This is a genomic window from Paenibacillus sp. FSL R7-0216 (genome assembly GCF_037969915.1).
GTDB classification, from domain to species: Bacteria; Bacillota; Bacilli; order Paenibacillales; family Paenibacillaceae; genus Fontibacillus; species Fontibacillus rhizolycopersici.
Genome location: NZ_CP150222.1, coordinates 119,408 through 137,933 on the forward strand (window position 1 = coordinate 119,408; position 18,526 = coordinate 137,933).

Annotated in this window: 18 protein-coding genes and 2 riboswitches; of the genes, 7 read left to right on the forward strand and 11 right to left on the reverse strand. The window is 52.0% G+C overall.

What is annotated here, in order from left to right; genetic code table 11:
- Positions 1–75 precede the first annotated feature (75 nt).
- Positions 76–573, reverse strand: a complete 498-nt coding sequence (gene tadA, locus MKZ15_RS00535; protein WP_213624164.1) for a tRNA adenosine(34) deaminase TadA — start codon at positions 571–573, stop codon at positions 76–78.
- Between the two features lie 355 nt (positions 574–928).
- Here tadA and MKZ15_RS00540 point away from each other — a divergent pair, with 355 nt between their 5' ends.
- A complete protein-coding gene (locus tag MKZ15_RS00540) occupies positions 929–2,827 on the forward strand; it encodes an ATP-binding protein (protein WP_339819003.1) in 1,899 nt (632 codons plus the stop codon).
- Positions 2,828–2,868: 41 nt separating this feature from the next.
- Positions 2,869–3,573, forward strand: coding sequence for a 23S rRNA pseudouridine(2604) synthase RluF (rluF, locus tag MKZ15_RS00545; RefSeq protein ID WP_339819005.1), 705 nt, complete (start codon positions 2,869–2,871; stop codon positions 3,571–3,573).
- Positions 3,574–3,631: 58 nt separating this feature from the next.
- On the opposite strand, the gene motB is transcribed toward rluF, so the two are convergent.
- A complete protein-coding gene (gene motB / locus MKZ15_RS00550) occupies positions 3,632–4,438 on the reverse strand; it encodes a flagellar motor protein MotB (protein WP_193418727.1) in 807 nt (268 codons plus the stop codon).
- Positions 4,422–5,225, reverse strand: coding sequence for a flagellar motor stator protein MotA (gene motA / locus MKZ15_RS00555; protein ID WP_155608668.1), 804 nt, complete (start codon positions 5,223–5,225; stop codon positions 4,422–4,424). The genes motB and motA overlap by 17 nt, the downstream gene beginning before the upstream one ends.
- A gap of 190 nt (positions 5,226–5,415) precedes the next feature.
- Between motA and MKZ15_RS00560 the strand changes: the two genes are divergently transcribed.
- On the forward strand, positions 5,416–5,709 hold the full coding sequence (locus tag MKZ15_RS00560) for a hypothetical protein (protein ID WP_193418729.1): 294 nt from the start codon (positions 5,416–5,418) through the stop codon (positions 5,707–5,709).
- A gap of 171 nt (positions 5,710–5,880) precedes the next feature.
- Complete coding sequence (locus MKZ15_RS00565) at positions 5,881–6,174, forward strand: 4a-hydroxytetrahydrobiopterin dehydratase (protein ID WP_155608669.1); 294 nt, start codon at positions 5,881–5,883, stop codon at positions 6,172–6,174.
- A 93-nt stretch (positions 6,175–6,267) separates the two neighbouring features.
- On the opposite strand, the gene MKZ15_RS00570 is transcribed toward MKZ15_RS00565, so the two are convergent.
- The 6 genes from MKZ15_RS00570 to MKZ15_RS00595 all read right to left on the reverse strand — a co-directional run bounded on the left by MKZ15_RS00570 (position 6,268) and on the right by MKZ15_RS00595 (position 12,378).
- Positions 6,268–6,627, reverse strand: a complete 360-nt coding sequence (locus tag MKZ15_RS00570) for a cytochrome c (protein ID WP_155608670.1) — start codon at positions 6,625–6,627, stop codon at positions 6,268–6,270.
- A 164-nt stretch (positions 6,628–6,791) separates the two neighbouring features.
- Positions 6,792–7,289 (reverse strand): GNAT family N-acetyltransferase, encoded by a 498-nt coding sequence (locus MKZ15_RS00575; protein WP_193418731.1) that lies wholly within the window; start codon positions 7,287–7,289, stop codon positions 6,792–6,794.
- 260 nt (positions 7,290–7,549) lie between these two features.
- On the reverse strand, positions 7,550–8,041 hold the full coding sequence (locus MKZ15_RS00580) for a C40 family peptidase (protein ID WP_193418733.1): 492 nt from the start codon (positions 8,039–8,041) through the stop codon (positions 7,550–7,552).
- 4 nt (positions 8,042–8,045) lie between these two features.
- Positions 8,046–8,400, reverse strand: a riboswitch (cyclic di-AMP (ydaO/yuaA leader).
- A gap of 240 nt (positions 8,401–8,640) precedes the next feature.
- Entirely contained in the window at positions 8,641–9,132 is a 492-nt protein-coding gene (locus tag MKZ15_RS00585; protein WP_155608673.1) for a C40 family peptidase, read from the reverse strand.
- Positions 9,133–9,136: 4 nt separating this feature from the next.
- Positions 9,137–9,273, reverse strand: a riboswitch (cyclic di-AMP (ydaO/yuaA leader).
- A gap of 220 nt (positions 9,274–9,493) precedes the next feature.
- Positions 9,494–10,324: a hypothetical protein gene (locus tag MKZ15_RS00590; protein ID WP_339819009.1), complete on the reverse strand. Its 831-nt coding sequence runs from the start codon at positions 10,322–10,324 to the stop codon at positions 9,494–9,496.
- A gap of 53 nt (positions 10,325–10,377) precedes the next feature.
- Entirely contained in the window at positions 10,378–12,378 is a 2,001-nt protein-coding gene (locus MKZ15_RS00595) for a M1 family metallopeptidase (RefSeq protein WP_193418734.1), read from the reverse strand.
- Positions 12,379–12,768: 390 nt separating this feature from the next.
- Between MKZ15_RS00595 and MKZ15_RS00600 the strand changes: the two genes are divergently transcribed.
- Positions 12,769–13,281 (forward strand): YwhD family protein, encoded by a 513-nt coding sequence (locus tag MKZ15_RS00600; protein WP_155608676.1) that lies wholly within the window; start codon positions 12,769–12,771, stop codon positions 13,279–13,281.
- Positions 13,282–13,401: 120 nt separating this feature from the next.
- Here the strand turns inward: MKZ15_RS00600 and MKZ15_RS00605 are convergent, their stop codons facing one another.
- Positions 13,402–14,112, reverse strand: coding sequence for a DNA-3-methyladenine glycosylase (locus tag MKZ15_RS00605; RefSeq protein ID WP_213624160.1), 711 nt, complete (start codon positions 14,110–14,112; stop codon positions 13,402–13,404).
- Positions 14,113–14,202: 90 nt separating this feature from the next.
- Positions 14,203–16,278, reverse strand: a complete 2,076-nt coding sequence (locus tag MKZ15_RS00610) for a PBP1A family penicillin-binding protein (protein ID WP_339819017.1) — start codon at positions 16,276–16,278, stop codon at positions 14,203–14,205.
- Between the two features lie 209 nt (positions 16,279–16,487).
- On the opposite strand from MKZ15_RS00610, the gene speE reads away from it, so the two are divergent.
- The gene (speE, locus tag MKZ15_RS00615) at positions 16,488–17,315 is read left to right on the forward strand and encodes a polyamine aminopropyltransferase (RefSeq protein WP_339819019.1); all 828 of its coding nucleotides are present in this window, start codon (positions 16,488–16,490) and stop codon (positions 17,313–17,315) included.
- 179 nt (positions 17,316–17,494) lie between these two features.
- Entirely contained in the window at positions 17,495–18,421 is a 927-nt protein-coding gene (locus MKZ15_RS00620; protein WP_339819022.1) for a hypothetical protein, read from the forward strand.
- Positions 18,422–18,526 lie beyond the last annotated feature (105 nt).

An 18,526-nucleotide genomic window follows, 5' to 3' on the forward strand; every position in this document is an offset into this window, starting at 1 on the left:
CATTGTGCATAAACGATAAGAACCTTCAGTTCCATGATCTCATGGGGCTGGAGGTTCTTGTCGTTACAGTAGATTTTATTTCTTCCGAAGCCGACGGAAAAACTCGGTTAACAACGAGGCGCAATCTTCCTGCAGGACGCCGGCTGTGATATCGGTGCGGTGGTTAAATCGCGTTTCCTGCAGCAGGTTCATCAAAGTTCCGGCGCAACCTGCCTTCGGATCCGGAGCACCGTATATCACATGAGGAACGCGGCATTGGACGATCGCGCCTGCACACATCGGGCAAGGCTCCAGCGTGACGTAGAGGCGGCAGTGAAGCAGTCGCCAGGCCCCGAGATGCTCGCTGGCCTCGCGGATCGCAATCATCTCGGCATGGGCGGTACCATCGTGGGAGCTCTCACGGAGATTGTAGCCACGTCCAACGATGTCGTCACCTCGGACGATGACCGCACCAATCGGCACTTCGCCGATGGCTTCCGCCTTGCGTGCTTCACGTATAGCCTCTGCCATCCAATGCTCGTGAGGATAAGTTGAGGGTGGCGGTTCAGGGACTAAAGGAAATGAGGATGGCATGTGAACAAATCAACTCCTTATCAGCGTATCCACAAGTCTTGTCCAACGAACAAGCATTCGTTGTTAACATGTTGTGGGTAACATTGTGCATAACCGCTGGATTATCCCCATTATTATACACATATTATCCCAATGAGCTGTGAGTATGTTAATATCCTGTGGATAACTATCGTATGACGGACCCTTTTCTTTGAGTCTTATGGACCAGACGAGTAGGCATTTCTACATATTGTAGGGAAACGAACTGGGAATTTCAACGTCTTTGCAAAACTTGTCGTAAAAGGTATGATGGATTTAGAATTTTTTACAATCCCATATATATCCATAAAAATAGCTCTAGGGGTGGGATAAACGCTTGACTATAAAAACAAAGCTTGCTTTGATTATATCTTGTTTTGCGCTAATTATCCTGTCTCTGAATATCGTGCTAAGTTATTTTACGGTACGGGATAATTTGCGCCTGGACAGCGAAGCGAACATGATGCTGACGGCCAATCAAATAGCCATTTCTGTCGAACAAAGTCGGTCGGTATATAACTATGTCAAGCTCACGTTAGGCGGCAAAATGAGCAGCGATATGACGGATGCGATTCTGACCATGACAAGCCCGGAACGGGTTTCCCAAAAATCGTTAGGTACGAATCCTAGTCTGATGGAGATAACGGGGATTGACCCGAATCGCTTGGATGAGAGGCAATTGTTGTTTGGAACGTACCGATATAAGAATGATCAGGTATTGAAGCGTTCCGTTGCGGAGGCGATCTCCCAAAATCGCAGTTTGTTGGTGGATACCCGCATCAACGGCAAGCGCGTCCTGGAGAGTTATGTCCCTATTACGAATGGAGGCGAGAAACCCTACGTTATTCGGATCGTCTCCAGTTATACCCCGATCGCCGAAGCGATTGCTAAACAGATGATCAGCCAACTGATCGTTTCCCTTTCCTTGCTCGTATTGATGATCATGGGGAGCTACGGGATGGCCGGAGGTTTGATCCGTCCGATCCGTCATATTTTGGACCAAGTGAATGTATTAGCTTCGGGTAAGCTTGAGACCCGGCTGAAAGTCGGCAGTTTTGATGAACTCGGACTGCTGGCTCATAAAATTAACATCATGGCTGATAATCTGGGCCGATATACCGCTGAGATGAAGCGGAAGAACGAAGAGAATCGGTCGATGAAGGAGTATCTGGAGTCGATTATCAGCCAGACCGCAGATGCCATCCATATTACAGATATCAAGGGTCAGGTCCTGCAGGTGAATGCCGCTTTCGAAAGGTTATACGGCTGGCGGAGTGATGAAATTGTCGGGAACGTTCTGGAATTTCTCCCGGATTCCGAGATGGACGGAAGGTTGATCTGGCGTCCGGAAACCGACGTAATCGCTACCGCCGAATCGGTAATCGCCGAAACCGTCCGATTGCGGAAGGACGGCAGCCCTGTGGAAGTAAGCATTAGCGTGTCCCCTATCTTTGACCAAGCGGGAAAAATCACCGCACTGATCAGCATTTCCCGGGACATGACGGAACACAATAAAATGGAAGACCTGCTCCGGCGCTCAGAGAAATTGACGACCGTCGGACAGCTTGCTGCCGGGGTGGCGCATGAAATTCGCAACCCGCTGACGACGTTGCGCGGATTTCTTCAAATGCAGCAACGAGCCCGAGTAGTTAATATCATGCATACCGATGTGATGCTCGCGGAGCTGGATCGGATTAATCTCATCGTCGGTGAGTTTCTCATTTTAGCCAAGCCGCAGGCGGTGCAATTCCAGACCAGGGACGTTCGTTTTACGATGGGCGACGTCGTGTCCTTATTGGATAGCGAAGCTCATTTACATAATATCGTATTCGAGGTTCATTTCTCCCCCAGCCCAATTCTGGTACACTGTGAAGAGAACCAATTGAAGCAGGTATTCATCAACCTGTTGAAGAATGCGATGGAGGCCATGCCTAAAGGTGGAAGGATCCTTCTGCAGGTAGAGGAGGACGACCAAGGGCAGGCCGTGCTGCGGGTGATCGATGAAGGCGAGGGGATCGCCAAAGATCGGCTCCAGAAGCTTGGGGAGCCGTTCTATACGAACAAGGAGAAAGGGACCGGACTTGGCTTGATGATCAGCCAGCGAATCATTGAGGGACATCGTGGGACGCTGAAGATCGACAGCGAGCTCGGACGAGGAACGGCTGTAACTATCACCCTCCCGCGCGTGCAGGAGGAGGAAGATCATAACGAAGGGGCAGCAGATATCGCTAAATGAGGTGGGCTGCTAGGCCAAGCGGAGGGACCGAAAGCATCATCATGAGGATCAATAAATTTATTAGTGAAACGGGATTTTGTTCTCGGAGAGAAGCGGACAAGCTGGTCGAGTCGGGCCAGGTGACCATAAACGGCGTCAAAGCGGTTCTGGGCAGCCAGGCGGAGCCAGGGGACGACGTTAGGGTAAATGGGCGTCCTATCGAGACCAAGCGCTCCACACACGTGTATATCGCTTTAAACAAGCCGGTGGGTATCACCAGTACGACGGAAGCCCATGTGAAAGGCAATATCGTCGATTTTGTCGGGCATTCGGAGCGGATTTTTCCGATCGGACGATTGGATAAAGACTCGGAAGGACTGATCTTGCTAACCAGCGACGGTGATATCGTCAACAAGATATTACGTGCGGAGGGCAAGCATGAGAAGGAATACATCGTCACGGTGGATCGGCCGATTACACCCAGCTTTGTGAAGGCGATGAGTGAAGGGGTTAAAATTCTCGGCGAAATGACGCTTCCGTGCAAAGTGACGCGGATCTCGGACCGCGTATTCCGAATGATTCTGACCGAGGGCAAAAACCGTCAGATCCGCCGCATGTGCAGCGCCCTAGGTTATGATGTCCGGAAGCTTCAGCGCATCCGGATCATGAACATTCACCTGGGCCAGCAGAAGATCGGTACATGGCGCGATTTAACCGAGCAAGAGAAGCGAGAATTGGGCTTATCTCTGAACTACGAGCTTACTTAACGTACGATAACAAAGAAGGACAGGCTTGCCTCGGAGGAGGAGCCTGTCCTTTTGCGTCTTACTCGTGAGCAGCCGTTACGCCCAGCTGCTCGCTGCTGTCCGCATATTTACGGATGATCGAGACCTCGACCCGGCGGTTCTGTGCCCGCCCGACCGCGGTATCGTTGCCGGCAACGGGGTGGTATTCGCCGTAACCGATCGCACTAAATTTTTTCGGATCCAAATTCGTGTTAATCAGCAAAATCTTCATGAAATTCAAAGCCCGAACCGAGCTCAGATCCCAGTTGGACGGAAATTCATAGGTTGAGATCGGAACGTTGTCCGTATGTCCGGATACGATGATCTCATAGTCGGGGAATTTCTGCAGCATGGTTGAGATCGCTTTGGCCAACTGACGGGCTTCCGGCTTGACCACGGCTTCCCCGGAAGCGAAAAGCGCTTTGTCGCTGATCGTGATCATCAGTTGGGATTGATTCAGCTTGGTCTCCAGGTCGTCGGTCAAACCGTTTTCTTTGATATAGGTATCAAGCTGTTTTTTCAAAGCCTCTAGGTTTTGCTGTTCCTGCCGCTTCAGTTCGTTCTTCTTGGTCATCAAGCCGTCCGAGGAGGGCTTCGGTAATTCACTGTCGCTGTTGGATGTCTTGGTGTTGCTGGACATGGCGTTTTGATCCAGAACTCCTGATCCGCCGGTCAGCACGCTTTGAAACGCTTCGCTCATCTCCTGGAATTTCTGGGCATCGACGGTACTCATTCCGAACAAGACAATGAACAAGGCGAGCAGGAGCGTCATCAAGTCGGAGTAAGGAAGCAGCCAGCTTTCGTCGTTATGTTCTTCGTGATCCTGATGCTTATTCTTTTTGCTCACCCTCACCCGCCCCCTTTTCTAGAATTTCCGCTCGTTCGGCAGGGGTTAAGAACACGGCAAGCTTCTGTTGAATCGCGATCGTGGATACGCCGGATTGAATCGACAGCAGGCCTTCCACCATCATCAATCGAACTTCCATTTCCTTCTTGGACAGACGTTTTAATTTATTGGAAATCGGATGCCATAATACGTAACCGGTGAAGATACCAAATACGGTGGCAATAAAAGCGCCCGAAATCGCATGCGACAGCTTCTCGATGTCACTCATATCGGACAGGGCGGCAATCAGGCCCACCACGGCGCCGAGTACCCCTAGCGTTGGCGCGTACATCCCTGCTTGAGAAAACATCAATGCACCGGCTTTATGACGCTCTTCCGTAGCAGCGATATCCTCTGTCAGCACGTCTTGCACGAACTCTTGGTCGTTACCGTCGATGATCATCCGCATGCCGCCACGCAAAAAGTCATCATTGATCTCTTCGACCTTCGCTTCCAGAGCCAGCAGGCCCTCACGGCGGGTAATCGTCGCCCATTCCATGAACAGGGTGATCAATTCCGCTTTGCTAATCATTTTCGGCTTGGCGACCGTCAATTTGAGCAATGTCGGGAATTTCTTCATTTCCGACATTGGGAAGGCCATGAAGAGCGTGGCCGCCGTCCCGACAAATATAATGACAAAGGCTGCTGGGTTAGAAACCAGACTTTCGATCGGCGCGCCTTTCAGAAACATCCCTAAAATAAGGGCGACAAATCCGAGAATCAAACCAATAATTGTTGAAATTTCCATTGTACACCTCGTCCTTGAGAGAAATTGAACCCTTTCCTGGCCTCCCCGCATCCTTGCGGAAAGAGGCGTTCCTGCACAGTCTGAAACGATTAACTATTTTATCGACAGATTTCCCTTTTTTTTTAAGTGGTTTTTTCCGGTATAATAAGAATACGGCCGGAATGGAGAGGCCGAAAGGGAGGATATCGCAGTGGGCGTAAAACACGGCAGAGATTATGAATTTATTTTGGCTGATTTGACGAACGCGGTTGGCCGGATTCAAGATAGTTATCTTTTCTTCGAAATGGAGCCTTCGGAGTGGGAAGTATTATCCGACGCAGATCGGAACGAGGTGCTCGAAGCACTGGCCGAAGATTTGTTCTTTGGGCTCGGTACGGAGCCCATGATTGAGGTAGGGAGTGCGATCGTGATCTATGATCCTGAGGGCCACCGCATTAATTTTCTTATCGGAGATGCAGAACTGACTTCAGTTTCCTTGATTTGAACCTTTAGTTCCATCGCTGCTAGGTCCATCAGTGGCCGGTACGCATGAAGGTATGGGTTGGAGAATACAATAAATGGAGACGGGGCTAGGACAAATCAACTTCAGATCCTGGTGCGTGACGGGGATGCTTACATATACAGGAGTTCTTGAAGAGAACGGGGAGGAAGAATAATGCCGTTTACACCGCAAGAAGTAGAAGCGCATTTGGAAAAATTGGATGGCTGGGAGCTTGAAGAAGGACGATGGATTTTCCGCAAATACACGTTCACCAACTTTATGAAGGGAATCGCGTTTGTCGATGAGGTCGCGGCGATCTCGGAGGCGTTTAACCACCATCCCTTTATCACGATTGACTATAAAACGGTAACGCTCCGTCTGACCTCGTGGGAGGACGGTGGCATTACGGCCGTTGACATCAAAGAGGCGCAGCAATACAACGAGGCCTTCGAGAAGATGCGCTCGTGAGATTGATTGACTAGGCATAAGAACGGATAGGTATGGGGAAAAAACGCCCGCCGGGAACATAAGTTTCCCGGCGGGCGTGCTTTTTGAATGCCTTTATTTTTTCTCCGCAAGCCACATGGCGACGTTGGCGATTTCCTCTTCTTTCAAGCGATCCTTGAACGAAGGCATCATGCCGCCCTTTCCTTTGGTGATAATCGAGTAGAGTTGGTCCGCGGACAATTGCGAGCCGATCTTCTGCAGATTCGGGCCTGCTCCGCCTTGCAGCGTATCGCCATGACAGGAAATGCAATTCGCTTTGACGGTGGCTTCAGCTTGTTCCGCATTCATTGTGATTTCAGGCAATTGCGGTTTGGCTTCTTGCTCGGCCTGTTCCCGGCTTGGCAAGGTAAACATCAATACCAGGGCTAAAGCGCCTGCGATGACGAACAAACCGCTCATGATCCACTTTTGCATTCCAATCGCCCCTCCTATGTATGCTACCTATCCATTATAACGGAACACGCGGTCCGATCATAGTCTTTGTGTCAAAATTAGGAACAAAAATAATTACATTCGCCGGAAATATGTGCCTTATCTCATTGCGTTGCTCAAAGTGAGGTGTATAAAGGGGCTTGCCCTTATTCAGGCAGCCCCTTGTGTACCATGCAGTAAAACGGTTTGGACACCCCGCCAGGCGTCATCTTCTCGTAAAGGTCGGTAATGACGAATCCGGCCTTTTGATAGGCTCGAATCGCTCGGGTGTTCCAGGTGAGCACCTCAAGGTCGATTTGATTGTCCGGTTTGCGGTGCCGGGCTTCCTCTACGATGGTTCTTACGAAGAGTTTGCCTAGTCCATGACCGCAAAGATCAGGCTTCATGCCGATGCCGAGCCGGGTCACCCCCTCCATCGGGAAGTATTGGGCAAAGCCCGCCAGCTCGCCGGCTTCATTCAACACGGAGACATACTGCTCGGCACGGATTGCCGGATTCCCAAACTCTACATCGAGCGCTTTCATTTGATCCCAGGGCAGCCAGCTGTAAATATCGTAAGGAGAATCGTAACGCCAAGTGCAAATTTCCGCGCCATGCGGTTCTTCCATTGGCACGATTCGAAACGTAGACTTCGCTTGATCCATATTGCCCCTCCTTTGGTAGAGGTAAATCCGTCGTAGTTTCTCTATTACCCTCACAATAGCCGGATTTACGCAGCTTGTAAAGGCTTTTGCCGATAGGAGGGAATTCATGGATTTTCAGCGGATTTCCAACTTTCCGGTAACCTTTTTGCCGGACGTCTCGTTATATAGATAAGGCCACGAACATAAAAAGACCGCAAGCTGTTCCGAGTCGGAAACGCGGCTTGCGGCGAGAGACAATGAACTTGACGAATCCCGGGTGATCAGGATTCCGTAGCGTAAACAGAATAACCGTATTTACTGAGAACACGCTTCGCGCCAACGTAGCGGTTCTGGTAGTAGCTGTTGCTTAACTTGTCGATGCGGATGCCTTTGGATGAGGACGCGTGGGCGAATTCCCCTTCGCCAACGTAAACACCGACATGCGATACCTTGCCGGTCCCCGTGGTTTTGAAGAAAACGAGGTCACCTGCTTGGAGTTCTTTCTTCGATACCGGCGTCCCTTGCTTATATTGGGCGGCCGACACGCGTGCGAGCTTGATGCCCATTTGGCTGAACACATACCGGGTAAAACCGGAGCAATCGAATCCCGTTGTCGTGGTGCCCCCAAATTTATAAGGCGTCCCGTATACGGAATCTACGATACTGGCTAGCGGCGTTGTTTCCGTGGCTTCCGCGTCGGCAAAGGCGCTCCCTGCCCCCAAGGTGAACAGAAGGGCCAAACTCGTTACCGCTGCTGTCAAAGTCTTTCTCAAGATGTCATACTCCTTCCAAGGCCTACGAGGTTAGCTTATGGATTCGGTTGAAGGTTCCCTATGATCTCACTATAGAGGTAGGTTAAATAGTTATCTTCAGATCACGAAGCAGCTCAAGATGAGGATTCGGCATCGAATCTTGAATTCAGCCGGGCCTTCCGCTGCTCACGTAGCTTTCAGCTACGCTGCGCTGCTCAGCCCCTAGCTTCATCCAACCTTCTCGGTGCTCCAAACCTGACTATTTAACCTTGATTGGAAAGGCAGTTCAAAAAGGCTTCTTTCCATCACGAAGCAGATCAATTCACCCTTTGGTGGGTCCCCCGTTTCCCGGGTGCCTGGGAATTCGGCATTTCATTGTAGGTTGCACCCAAGATGCTGCACAAGAACAGTTACAAGAATCATTACAAAGTTGTTACTATTTACGTTTTTCATTTTACCAAAGGCGTCCAGAGTTGACAAGTTTGTAGGGAAAAAGGCTTCTTTTGGCCTGTTTTGACGAAGGATTTCGTGGGTAATGGTTCCTAAGGAGCGGAGCGAGGAGAAAGAAAAAACCCGCAGAGACGTTGTTATCAACATCCCCACGGGCTTCGTGGTTTTACTTATTGAACATCATCGTGCTCAGCAACTTCACCGGTCACATCTTCATACTTGTCGTTGCTCATGATCCGTTTGGCTCCAACGTAACGCTCGACGTAATACTTATCGCTTAATTTGCTGATGACTACGCCCTTGGAGGAGGAAGCATGAGCAAATTTGCCGTCGCCGACGTAGATGCCGACATGAGAAATGCCTTTACCGGAAGTATTGAAGAAGACCAGATCGCCGGCGATCAATTCGCTTTTCTCAACGGCGGTTCCCATTTTGTATTGGGATCCGGATTGGTGAGGCAGCTTGATGCCGATTTTAGAGAAGACGTACATGGTAAATCCGGAACAGTCGAAACCGGCTGTGGTGGTTCCGCCGGAAACGTAGTCGCTTCCAAGCGCGCCGTCGATTACGGTGTCCAGTTTGGAATCGGCGAAAACGCTACCAGTTCCAATGGTGAAAAGCAATGCAAAACTTACTGCTGCTACAGTCAAACGCTTTTTCAAGAAGTTATGCTCCTTCCAATGCCTACGAGGTTAGCTTAAGGATTCGGTTGAAGGTTCCCTATGATCCCTCTAAAGCGAGATCAATTCACCCAAAGTGGTTCCCCCGTTTCCCTGGCGAAGGGAATTCGGCTTTGATTTCACACCTGAATTTACATATTCGACATCTGGCGTCATTCTCCTGCCAAAGATGACAAAAATAATTACAAAACTGTTACTGAAATTGCGTTGCTGTTATTGTAACAAAACCAGGTATCTTTTGGCAATGGTTAATTCACAAGATTAAGAGGGGAAATAGGACTCAAGGCCTCCGCCAATTGGCGAAGGCCTTGATTTTTCTGGGGGTTGGGGGAGTAAAAAAATTTTAACTTTTTTGTGTTTTTGACTGCCAAAGGTGAAATTGAGAGGCCAACTTCCAGACTTTGAATGCGCTGCGAAAAAGAGGATACGTCTGCTGCAGAATGAGGGCAAGCATACCGGTCCAAAACCAAGAAGCTGTCCCGAACAGGAAGAAGAGAATTAGTCCGAAAGACCCGAGAATGGCAGAGATCGAGACGGCTTGCAGGAGGCTCCGAAAGCACATCAGCAGGGAGTTCCAGACGCCAGCTTTGAACAAATAGCCGAATTGGGCAAACAGCAGGCATTGTCGGATGAGCCAGCCATAGATAAACCAGCCTAGAATTAAGCCGAGCCCGACCAGCCAGGTTGTGGTGGGTGTTTCAACCCCCGCCAGTCCTGGCCAAAGGGATATTAGCTTCGGCACAATCCAGAAGGCCGGTAGCAACGTTAACATAAGCTCCAGCGCATAAAACAGGATTACCGGCCTGCCGAATTCTTTCATTCCCCGGAAGAGTGGGAAGCCCGGGCTCCGACTTTCGGACGGGATAAAACCGTAGAATATTCCGGCCTGAATCAAAGGGGTTAAAATCATGCGCAGCACCGCCATCCCCGCCAACAGCCAGCAATACAGCCGGACATCCGGATTGCTCCATAAATTGATCTGCCCCTCCAACAGGAACAGAATTCGCGACAGCGCGGTGGGCGGCGGGTCAGGGTATCTTTGCAACAGTGCCGTCACCGCCGTATCGACCAATCGGTAGAGGAACAATCCCCATAACAGTTGATACAGGAACAAGATGATGACTGAGGGAAATTGGCTTTTTAGGGCGGTCCACCCCAAACGAACGAAACTCATTTCTTTCCCTCCTTTAGAGGTGAATTAACAAAACTTTACTCATCGAGCCAGCCTTACCACAGAAACGTTCCGAGAATCGCCTCAAGCAGCTTGGTGACGCTCATGTTGGAGCGGGATAGCGTGGAATTCGGAACTTCCGCTTTTAAGTAGTTGTTGATGTGCATATTCTCCACCGTTAAAGTGTAATCCGGATCGATTTGGACCCAGGCCAACGGCGCTTTATATTGCAGCTTGATCTCAATGCGGGCGTCTTCTCCGTTCCATTGCTTGCGAGTGGTGTGTCCGTCTGTGAAAGTGAACAGCAGTGGGACCTTCGGATGCGTCGCCCCTTTGCGTGAGAAGATTACACTCGATTCGTACAGGCGGTTCTCCTCCTGGACGACCGGAGTGACTTGAATTCGGTCTACCGCAAAATCAGCCATTTTTCCGTCATAGACGTATTGTTGAAAATAAGACTTCCAGCTCCGGCTGGTCACTTGCTCAACGACCCGCTGGAAGTCAGCCGTTGTCGGGTGCTTGAACCGGTATTTATGACTATAGGTGCTCAGAATCCGCTTCATGGTCTTACTGCCGACTTGCCGCTCGATATCAAGCAGGATCAGTTTGCCGCGATAATACGCGTTTTTGGCGTAACCGTCACCGGAGCCGTACTTCCAGGCGTTTTGAGTCAGCGAAGCCGGGGAGGTAATCAAGGCGGATTGGATCGGAAGATTCGGGGCGATCCCGAATTCCTGTTCCATCAGCTTATCCTCTGCATAGGATGCAAAGGCCTCGTCTAGCCAGGCTTCCTCGAACTCATTGTTGGCGATCATCCCGTAGAAAAACTGGTGGGCGATTTCATGGATGACCGTCCGCTCCAGCTCGTCGTAGCTGGGAGAATCACTGGCAGCTCCGAACGCCGTCACCAGGGTCGGATATTCCATGCCGCCTGCACCGTTGCCGTTGGCCGGCGGTACGACGACCGTCAGCGTGGAGTAAGGGTAGCGGCCATACCATTTGCTGTAGTTGGCCAGCGCCACCTTGGCGGCATAGAAGTAACGTTCTTTCAGGTCCTTGTGGGTGGGATCAAGATATAGCTTAATCCGCACGCCCGGAACCTCCGCGGATGAGAACGGCTCTTCCGCATAGATGAAATTCGGTGAAGCCGACCAGGCGAAATCGTGAACGTCGTCGGCGTAGAACTGTACGGTCTTCCGCCCGTCCTTTAACACCGCTTTTTTGGTCTGAAAGCCGGTTGCCGCCACGTTGTACGTTTCAGGGACGTTGATTCTTACGCTAAAAATCCCGAAATCGGAGTAAAATTCCGAATTTCCGTGATACTGGTGGAGGTTCCAACCTTCCGACGTCCGCCCCCGGGTACCCACCGGCTCGTACACGCTGATCTTTGGAAACCATTGTCCCGCCATGACAAAATCGTCAGCCACACCCATTCGGGCGAATATTTTGGGCAGCTTTACGGTAAACTTCATCCGCAGCGTCAGGCTTTCGCCGCCTTGGACCGACACAGGTAAGCGCACCTTGGCCAAGGTTTTGTCCTTCGAGTTGCCATCGTCGGGCTGGACGTATTGAATCCGATGAAGCAGGGAGATGCCGTCGGTCGTCCGCAGCTCGGTGATCTCCATGGATCCCCAACCGTCCTTGGGCATAATGTCGCCCCGGAGCTTCCCGCCCGATTCCTTCATAAAGGTCGTATCTTCGGAAGAAAACGCATTAGGGTACAGATGCAAATACACTTCGTTAATCGTTTTTTTGCCGGGATGGGTCCAGGTCAACGTCTCCGAGCCGGTCAACGTACCGTCCTTCTCGTTTAGCGTGACGTCGATGTGATATTCGGCGACCCGATTGCTGAGCACTTCGGCGGTCGGTTGTTGAATGCTTTCGACCTGTGGCGACGCAGGGGTTTGTCCGGTTTTTTGGACCGCTTTGGGCCCCGCCTTAGCCAGGACGAAGGAAGTCAGCGAATCCCCGCCTCCTCGCAGGGTCAGCCAGGCGGCTCCGAGGGTGAGGCACAAGGCAAGGATGGAAATGCTGTAGACAATAGTACGTCGGGTCATACAATGGATACCTCCCGTTGACAAGCATCTACAGCATGTATATGTTTGCAATTGGAAGATTATTAGCTAAAATTGAGAGGTAGTTCAAAAAGTCGTCTTTTGATCACGATGCGGTTTCTAGAGGCCTAATCGACATCGAATCTTGGACTCAACCGGGCCCTCCGTTGCTCACGTAGGTTTTGCCTACGCTGCGCTACTCGGTCCCTAGTTTCATCCAACCTTCTCGGTGCTGAAAAGCCAACTTTTTGAACTTTGAATTAAGGGTAGGGATTATCCTAAAGTCGCTTTGTTTCACGATGTGGTTTCTAGAGGCCTGATCGACATCGAATCTTGGACTCAACCGGGCCTTGGATGATGAGGCGGCAGGTTCGCGGGAAAATGGAGGGAATTATGGATCAGACACCAAAATCGGGTAAAAAGATTTTTGCCCTCAATATTATCAGCAATGAGGAGAAGAGCAAACATAAAGGGTTTGGAGCGGGCTCGATCGATTTGAACAGCATGTCTCCGGTTATTATCGATGGGGATGAGGTGTACATCGATGTTGGGGCGATGCACGCCAAAAGTAAGGTGGAGAAAGGCATTAAGTTCTCAACGAACCGCGAGGACGTTCCGAATGGTCGGCAGGTCTGGATCATTTGGGTGGCGGTGGACCGCGGCCCGGAAGGGCAATTTTACGGTGGGATGACGGCCTGTGAGATGTGGATCGACACGGAAGCGCGCCGCGGCTGGAAAATTCTCGCCGACCATGTGAATAAAATGGATTACGCGCTGAAGCGCAGAGTGGTCTTGGACGGGTTAGGCGACGAGCAGAAGGCTGGGCTGAAGCGGCTGCTGATCGAGACCAACGCCGAATGGTGGGACCGCTCGCCGGAAGAGTTAAAGGCGGCATTGGAAGCGTAACGGAATAGATGAAGCTCCTAATAGAAGAGCCCCTCCGATTTGATGCCGGAGGGGGCTCTTTTTTAGGTAGTGGGGTGGAAAGGTTGCACGAAATACAACGATTTGCGAACCTCAAACCTGTTAAAGGCTACGGTCGGTGGTTGCTTCCGTTTCTTGAAGCTGCCAAACTTCGGCTTGCTTGTCGATGGCCGACACATAAGGGTTGCCGCGAAAATAAAATCGCCACGGCTTCGCCGCATACTCTTCCGCATAGGCAATACCGATTCGCGGAGCCTGCACGATGACCTCCTCCGCACCCGATCCACCCGACTCCGGTCCGCCTTCCAACCAAAGCGGTCCTCCGGGCTGATCGAGCGGCAAGCCGTTCAATGTCTTGGTGATGTCCAGCGCCCGGCACAGCTTGCCGGGTCCGCCGGACAGGTCAATCGGCTTACGGGCAGCGGTGCCGCGATAGCGCCGCATTTCCGCTTCGTCCGCCGGGGATAAGGGCTCTACGGCCCGAATCAGCACGGCCTGCGGATCCCCCTCCGTGCCGGTCACGACATTCAGGCAGTTATACATGCCGTAAATCAGATAAATATAGGCTGTCCCGCCAGAGCCAAACATGATCTCCGTCCGCGCCGTCCGGCGTCCGCCATGAGCGTGACTCCCCTTATCCTCCACGCCGCCGTAGCTTTCGGTTTCCACGATACGGCAGCGGATATCGCCTTCTTCCGTGCGGCGAACGAGCGTCTGCCCAAGTAGAAGGGGGGCGGCCTCCAGGGCCGTCATTCGATAAAAAGCCGGGGGCAGCGGCGCCCCCGGTTTGATCTGTTCCAAGATAGGGTCCATAGATAAGGAAGTCTCCTTCACCATATTTCTACTCCGGTTCGCTTCCTTTATCGTAAGAACTATTGCATAAGTTGTCCAACCCCAGCCCTTTTAGTCCATCCACCAACGCTTCAAGTCGTTCCACCAGGAATGGCTTTCCTTCTTCTCCTCCTCGGCTGGAGGCGGAAGCGGTTCGGATTCACCCTCCCCATGTGCGGTGCAGAATTCCGTTGGCTCGGTCCCTTGAACGAACACTTCCAGCTTCTTATCCGGGCAATCCTTCGTGGCCAGCAGCCCCGTTTCCGGATCAATATACACACTGACCACCCCATCGGGGATCGGAAAAATCTTCGGTGGTACCTTTTCCAGCGCCTTCTCCGTGTACTTGGCGAAGATCGGCGCAGCTTTCCGCGATTCGGTTGTGCCCAGCGTTTTGCCTTTGTCGTAGCCGACCCAAACCGCCGTCGACAGCTCCGGCGTAAAGCCGACGAGCCAGGCGTCCGTGCTGGTCGTTCCGGTCTTACCGGCGACAGGTCGTTTAATTTCGTTCGAGACGCGGTTGCCCGTGCCCCCGGTTTCAAACACGCTTTCCATCAGATGCGTCAGCACGTAGGCAGCGGAGGGCTCGACGACCTGCTCGTTTTTGGCTGGCTTGGCTTCATATAACACGCGTCCGCTGGCATCGGTGATTTTCAGCACCGCCACCGGCTTGACGCTGCGGCCTTGATTGCTGATGACGGCGAACGCCGTAGCCATCTCGAACGGACTGACCGGCGATGTGCCAAGTGCCAGCGAAGGCACGGGTTGTAGCGAGCTGGTTATGCCCATTTTTCGTCCCATCTCGATGACCTGCTCCGCCCCAACCGTTAAAATCGTATTGACGGCATAGATATTATCCGAGGCCGCGATCGCCTGGCGCATATCGATATCGCCCAAATACTTGTCGCCAAAGTTCTTGGGGCTATAAGTTTTACGGTTGTCGTCATAGTGGAACAAGGTCGGCTGGCTGCTGAACTTGCTGGCGCTGGTCATTTTTCTCGAAGAGAGCGCCGTTAGATACATGATCGGCTTAAAGCTGGATCCGGGCTGGCGAGCCCCGGCAAAGACATGGTTGTATTGACTCTCCCTATAATTCGCGCCGCCGACCATCGCTTTGACGTAGCCGTTGCGCGGATCGATAGAGATCAGGGCCGCTTCCAACTCTGGGGCGCTCCCAAGCTCCGAGGCGACCGCCGTCTCCGCCGCCTGCTGTGCATCGGGATCCAGCGTCGTATAGATGTTGAGCCCGCCGTGTTCGAGCAACGTCTCGTCGAAGCCGAGTTCTCCGACCACCACATTCCGAATATAATCGCGGAAATACGGGGCCTTATCGGTTGGGCTTTGCTGCTTCGGCGATTGGAATTTCAGCAGGGCTTCGTACGCCTGGTCGGCTTCCTGCTGCGTGATCTCGCCGGTGGTGACCATTGCGGACAACACGGTCCGCTGACGGTCCTTGGCGTTCTTCATATGATTGAACGGCGAATAATAGGTGGGGCCTTTCGGAACTCCGGCCAGGAGCGCGCTTTCCGCAAGACTTAGATCCTTGGCCGGCTTGCCGAAATACATCTGAGACGCGGCTTCAATCCCATACGCGCCGTGCCCGTAGTAGATTTCGTTCAAGTACATACGTAGAATGTCGTCTTTGGAATATTTCATTTCCAGCTGAGCGGTGTACATCGCTTCCTTGATCTTCCGCGACCAGGTCCGTTCATGCGAGAGGTATAAATTTCGTGCCAGCTGCTGGGTTAAGGTACTAGCTCCCTGAACGGTACCCATTTCCTTGAGGTTCACGAGAGCGGCCCGGGCCATCCCCTTCATATCGAAACCGAAATGATTGTAAAACTGCCGGTCCTCCGTCGCCAGCGTCGCCTTAACGAGCCAGGGTGAGATGTTCGACAACTCAACGCTTTCCCGGTTCTTCCCGCCATCGGAGAACACGGCGATCGTCTCTCCTTTGCTGTTGATCAGCTGCGAGTTCCGGTCTGAATCGGCGAGCGGTAGCTCAGCCTGCCACAAGTAAAGCAACAGGATGCCGGCGGCGCATAGGCCAAGTAATCCGGCGCCGAGGGTAAGCTTAAACAGCAGAAGCCACGGACGGCGAGGTTTACGCTTATGTTGATGTCGGTCACTGCGAACGAGTTTCTGCACGAGGGACTCTCCTTTCCAATCCTAAAACAAATCCGTGCTGCGGTTATCTTTGTTTTAGTATGGGAAAGTTTGGGAGAGATCATTCACGCCAGGAGCGGCAGAGGCACCGATTTCCCGGGAGATGTGTTATTATTTTTTCGTTTGGTACAATATAGGGAATGAAGTTTTGGCGGAAAATACAACGATCTTTATGAAAGAAGGTTGAGAGAATGGAATTATGGTTTACGGAGAAACAAACGCCCGTATTTGGGATTACCGCAAAAATACGCGAAACCCTGGTCACCGAACAAACTGAATTCCAGGATTTGGCGATGCTGGACACAGAGGAATTCGGCCGCATGCTCGTCCTGGACGGCATGGTTATGACGACGATCAGGGATGAGTTTGTGTACCACGAAATGGTGGCGCATCCGGCGCTATTCACCCATCCAAGTCCGAAGCGCGTGCTCGTGGTTGGCGGCGGGGATGGTGGCGTCATTCGCGAAGTGATCAAGCATCCAGAAGTGGAGCAAGCGGTATTGGTGGAAATCGACGGCAAGGTCATCGAGTATTCCAAGAAGTATCTGCCGGAAATCGCCGGAGAGCTGGACAATCCGCGGGTGGACGTGCAGGTGGCTGACGGCTACATGCATATTATTGAAAGCAAAGATCAATACGACGTTATCATGGTCGATTCAACCGAGCCGGTGGGCCCGGCGGCGCCATTATTCGAGCGCGGGTTCTATCAAGGAATTTACGAAGCGCTGAAGGACGACGGCATCTTCGTGGCGCAAACCGACAACCCTTGGTTTAAAGCGGATCTGATCCAAAAAGTAAATAAGGACGTCAAGGAAATCTTCCCGATCGTCCGCGTTTACGGCGCCAATATTCCGACTTATCCCAGCGGGCTGTGGACGTTCACGATGGGGAGCAAGGTCCATGATCCGCTCCAAGTGGATGAGACGAAGATTCCCGAGTTGGACACGAAATACTATACGCCGCGAATCCATAAGGCGGCCTTCGTGCTGCCTAAATTCGTGGAAGATCTCGTGAAGTAAAGGAGGGGACTAATTCGGGACTTCCTGCTTGTGTTGGTGAAATAAAATATGCCGTACGAACTATAAATGACCGGATTAAAGTATGGTAGTATGATTTATGTCACTACTTTCTCATGGGATAGGGCGGGATTGTTATCAAAACGAATAACCCGGCCCGGAGTATGCTAGCGGGCCTTACGATGATTATTGTGGTTATGGTGGCGGGTTGGATTTTTTACGGCCGCCCTGACGCTCCATCCGAAGTTTCGACGAACGCACCGGTTCAAGCGCCGGCGGCGGAACAGGGGGAAGCTGCCGAGGAAACGAATATCGAGGCGGCTGCCAAATCTCCGTATTTGCTGGATCATCTTCCCTTTAAGGAAGAGGAGGTTCTGGCGATTACGGCGGGCGGGAACGGGCTGCACGCCAACGTTCCGACGGAACGGCAGTTTGTCCTCCTGCAATCTCTTCGTTATACAGATATGAAGAGCGCGCTTGCGAATCCGATTCCGGCAGCCTCCCGGAAGCCGATCGTTCTGCAATTCAAGCTGGCGGATACTAACTATGAGCTGACCTATGATTTAACCGGCAATGCCTTTGAGTACCAAGGGAAGTACTACTACGCCGACGACCAAGTTCTGCTGTTGATGCAGGGGCTGTTCCACGAGCGGGAGGAGTTGGCCTCGCTGGATACCCTGCTGGAGCGTGCGAGGGTTGAACAGGAGCAAGCGGGTACCGTAGATCCGGACCCGCTTGCGGCGGAGGATGCCCTGGTGGACGGACTCGATTTCAATGGCTGGGAGCAGCAACTGGATAAGGCCAAACCTGAGGATATGGTCTGGACGAAACCCTTTTACGACGATGGCACCGGTCAGGTGAAACAGGCGCGTTTGTTTAAGGACGGAGTACTCGCTTTAAATCGGATGATTGTCTTTACAAGGTCGGAGCATCAGGCCGCGGACGGTGTGAAGACGGGGATCGGCACGGACGGCGTGACAGCGAAGCTGGGGCCGGAGGCACTGAAGCTGGTCAGCCGTTGGAGCTACAAAGTTGGCGATTATTTTCGGTTTCATGTGTATTTTGCAGATGGCAAAGTCAAATACCTCGCGTTAAGCCAGCCCTTATAGGCTCATGGATAGGCGAAGCCGGATCAGGAGAAGGAAGCCGCTGAAGCAGCGGCTTCTTTTTGATAGCGAGGCGCGCTGTGCCGCGTATGTATTGAATTGCCGGGA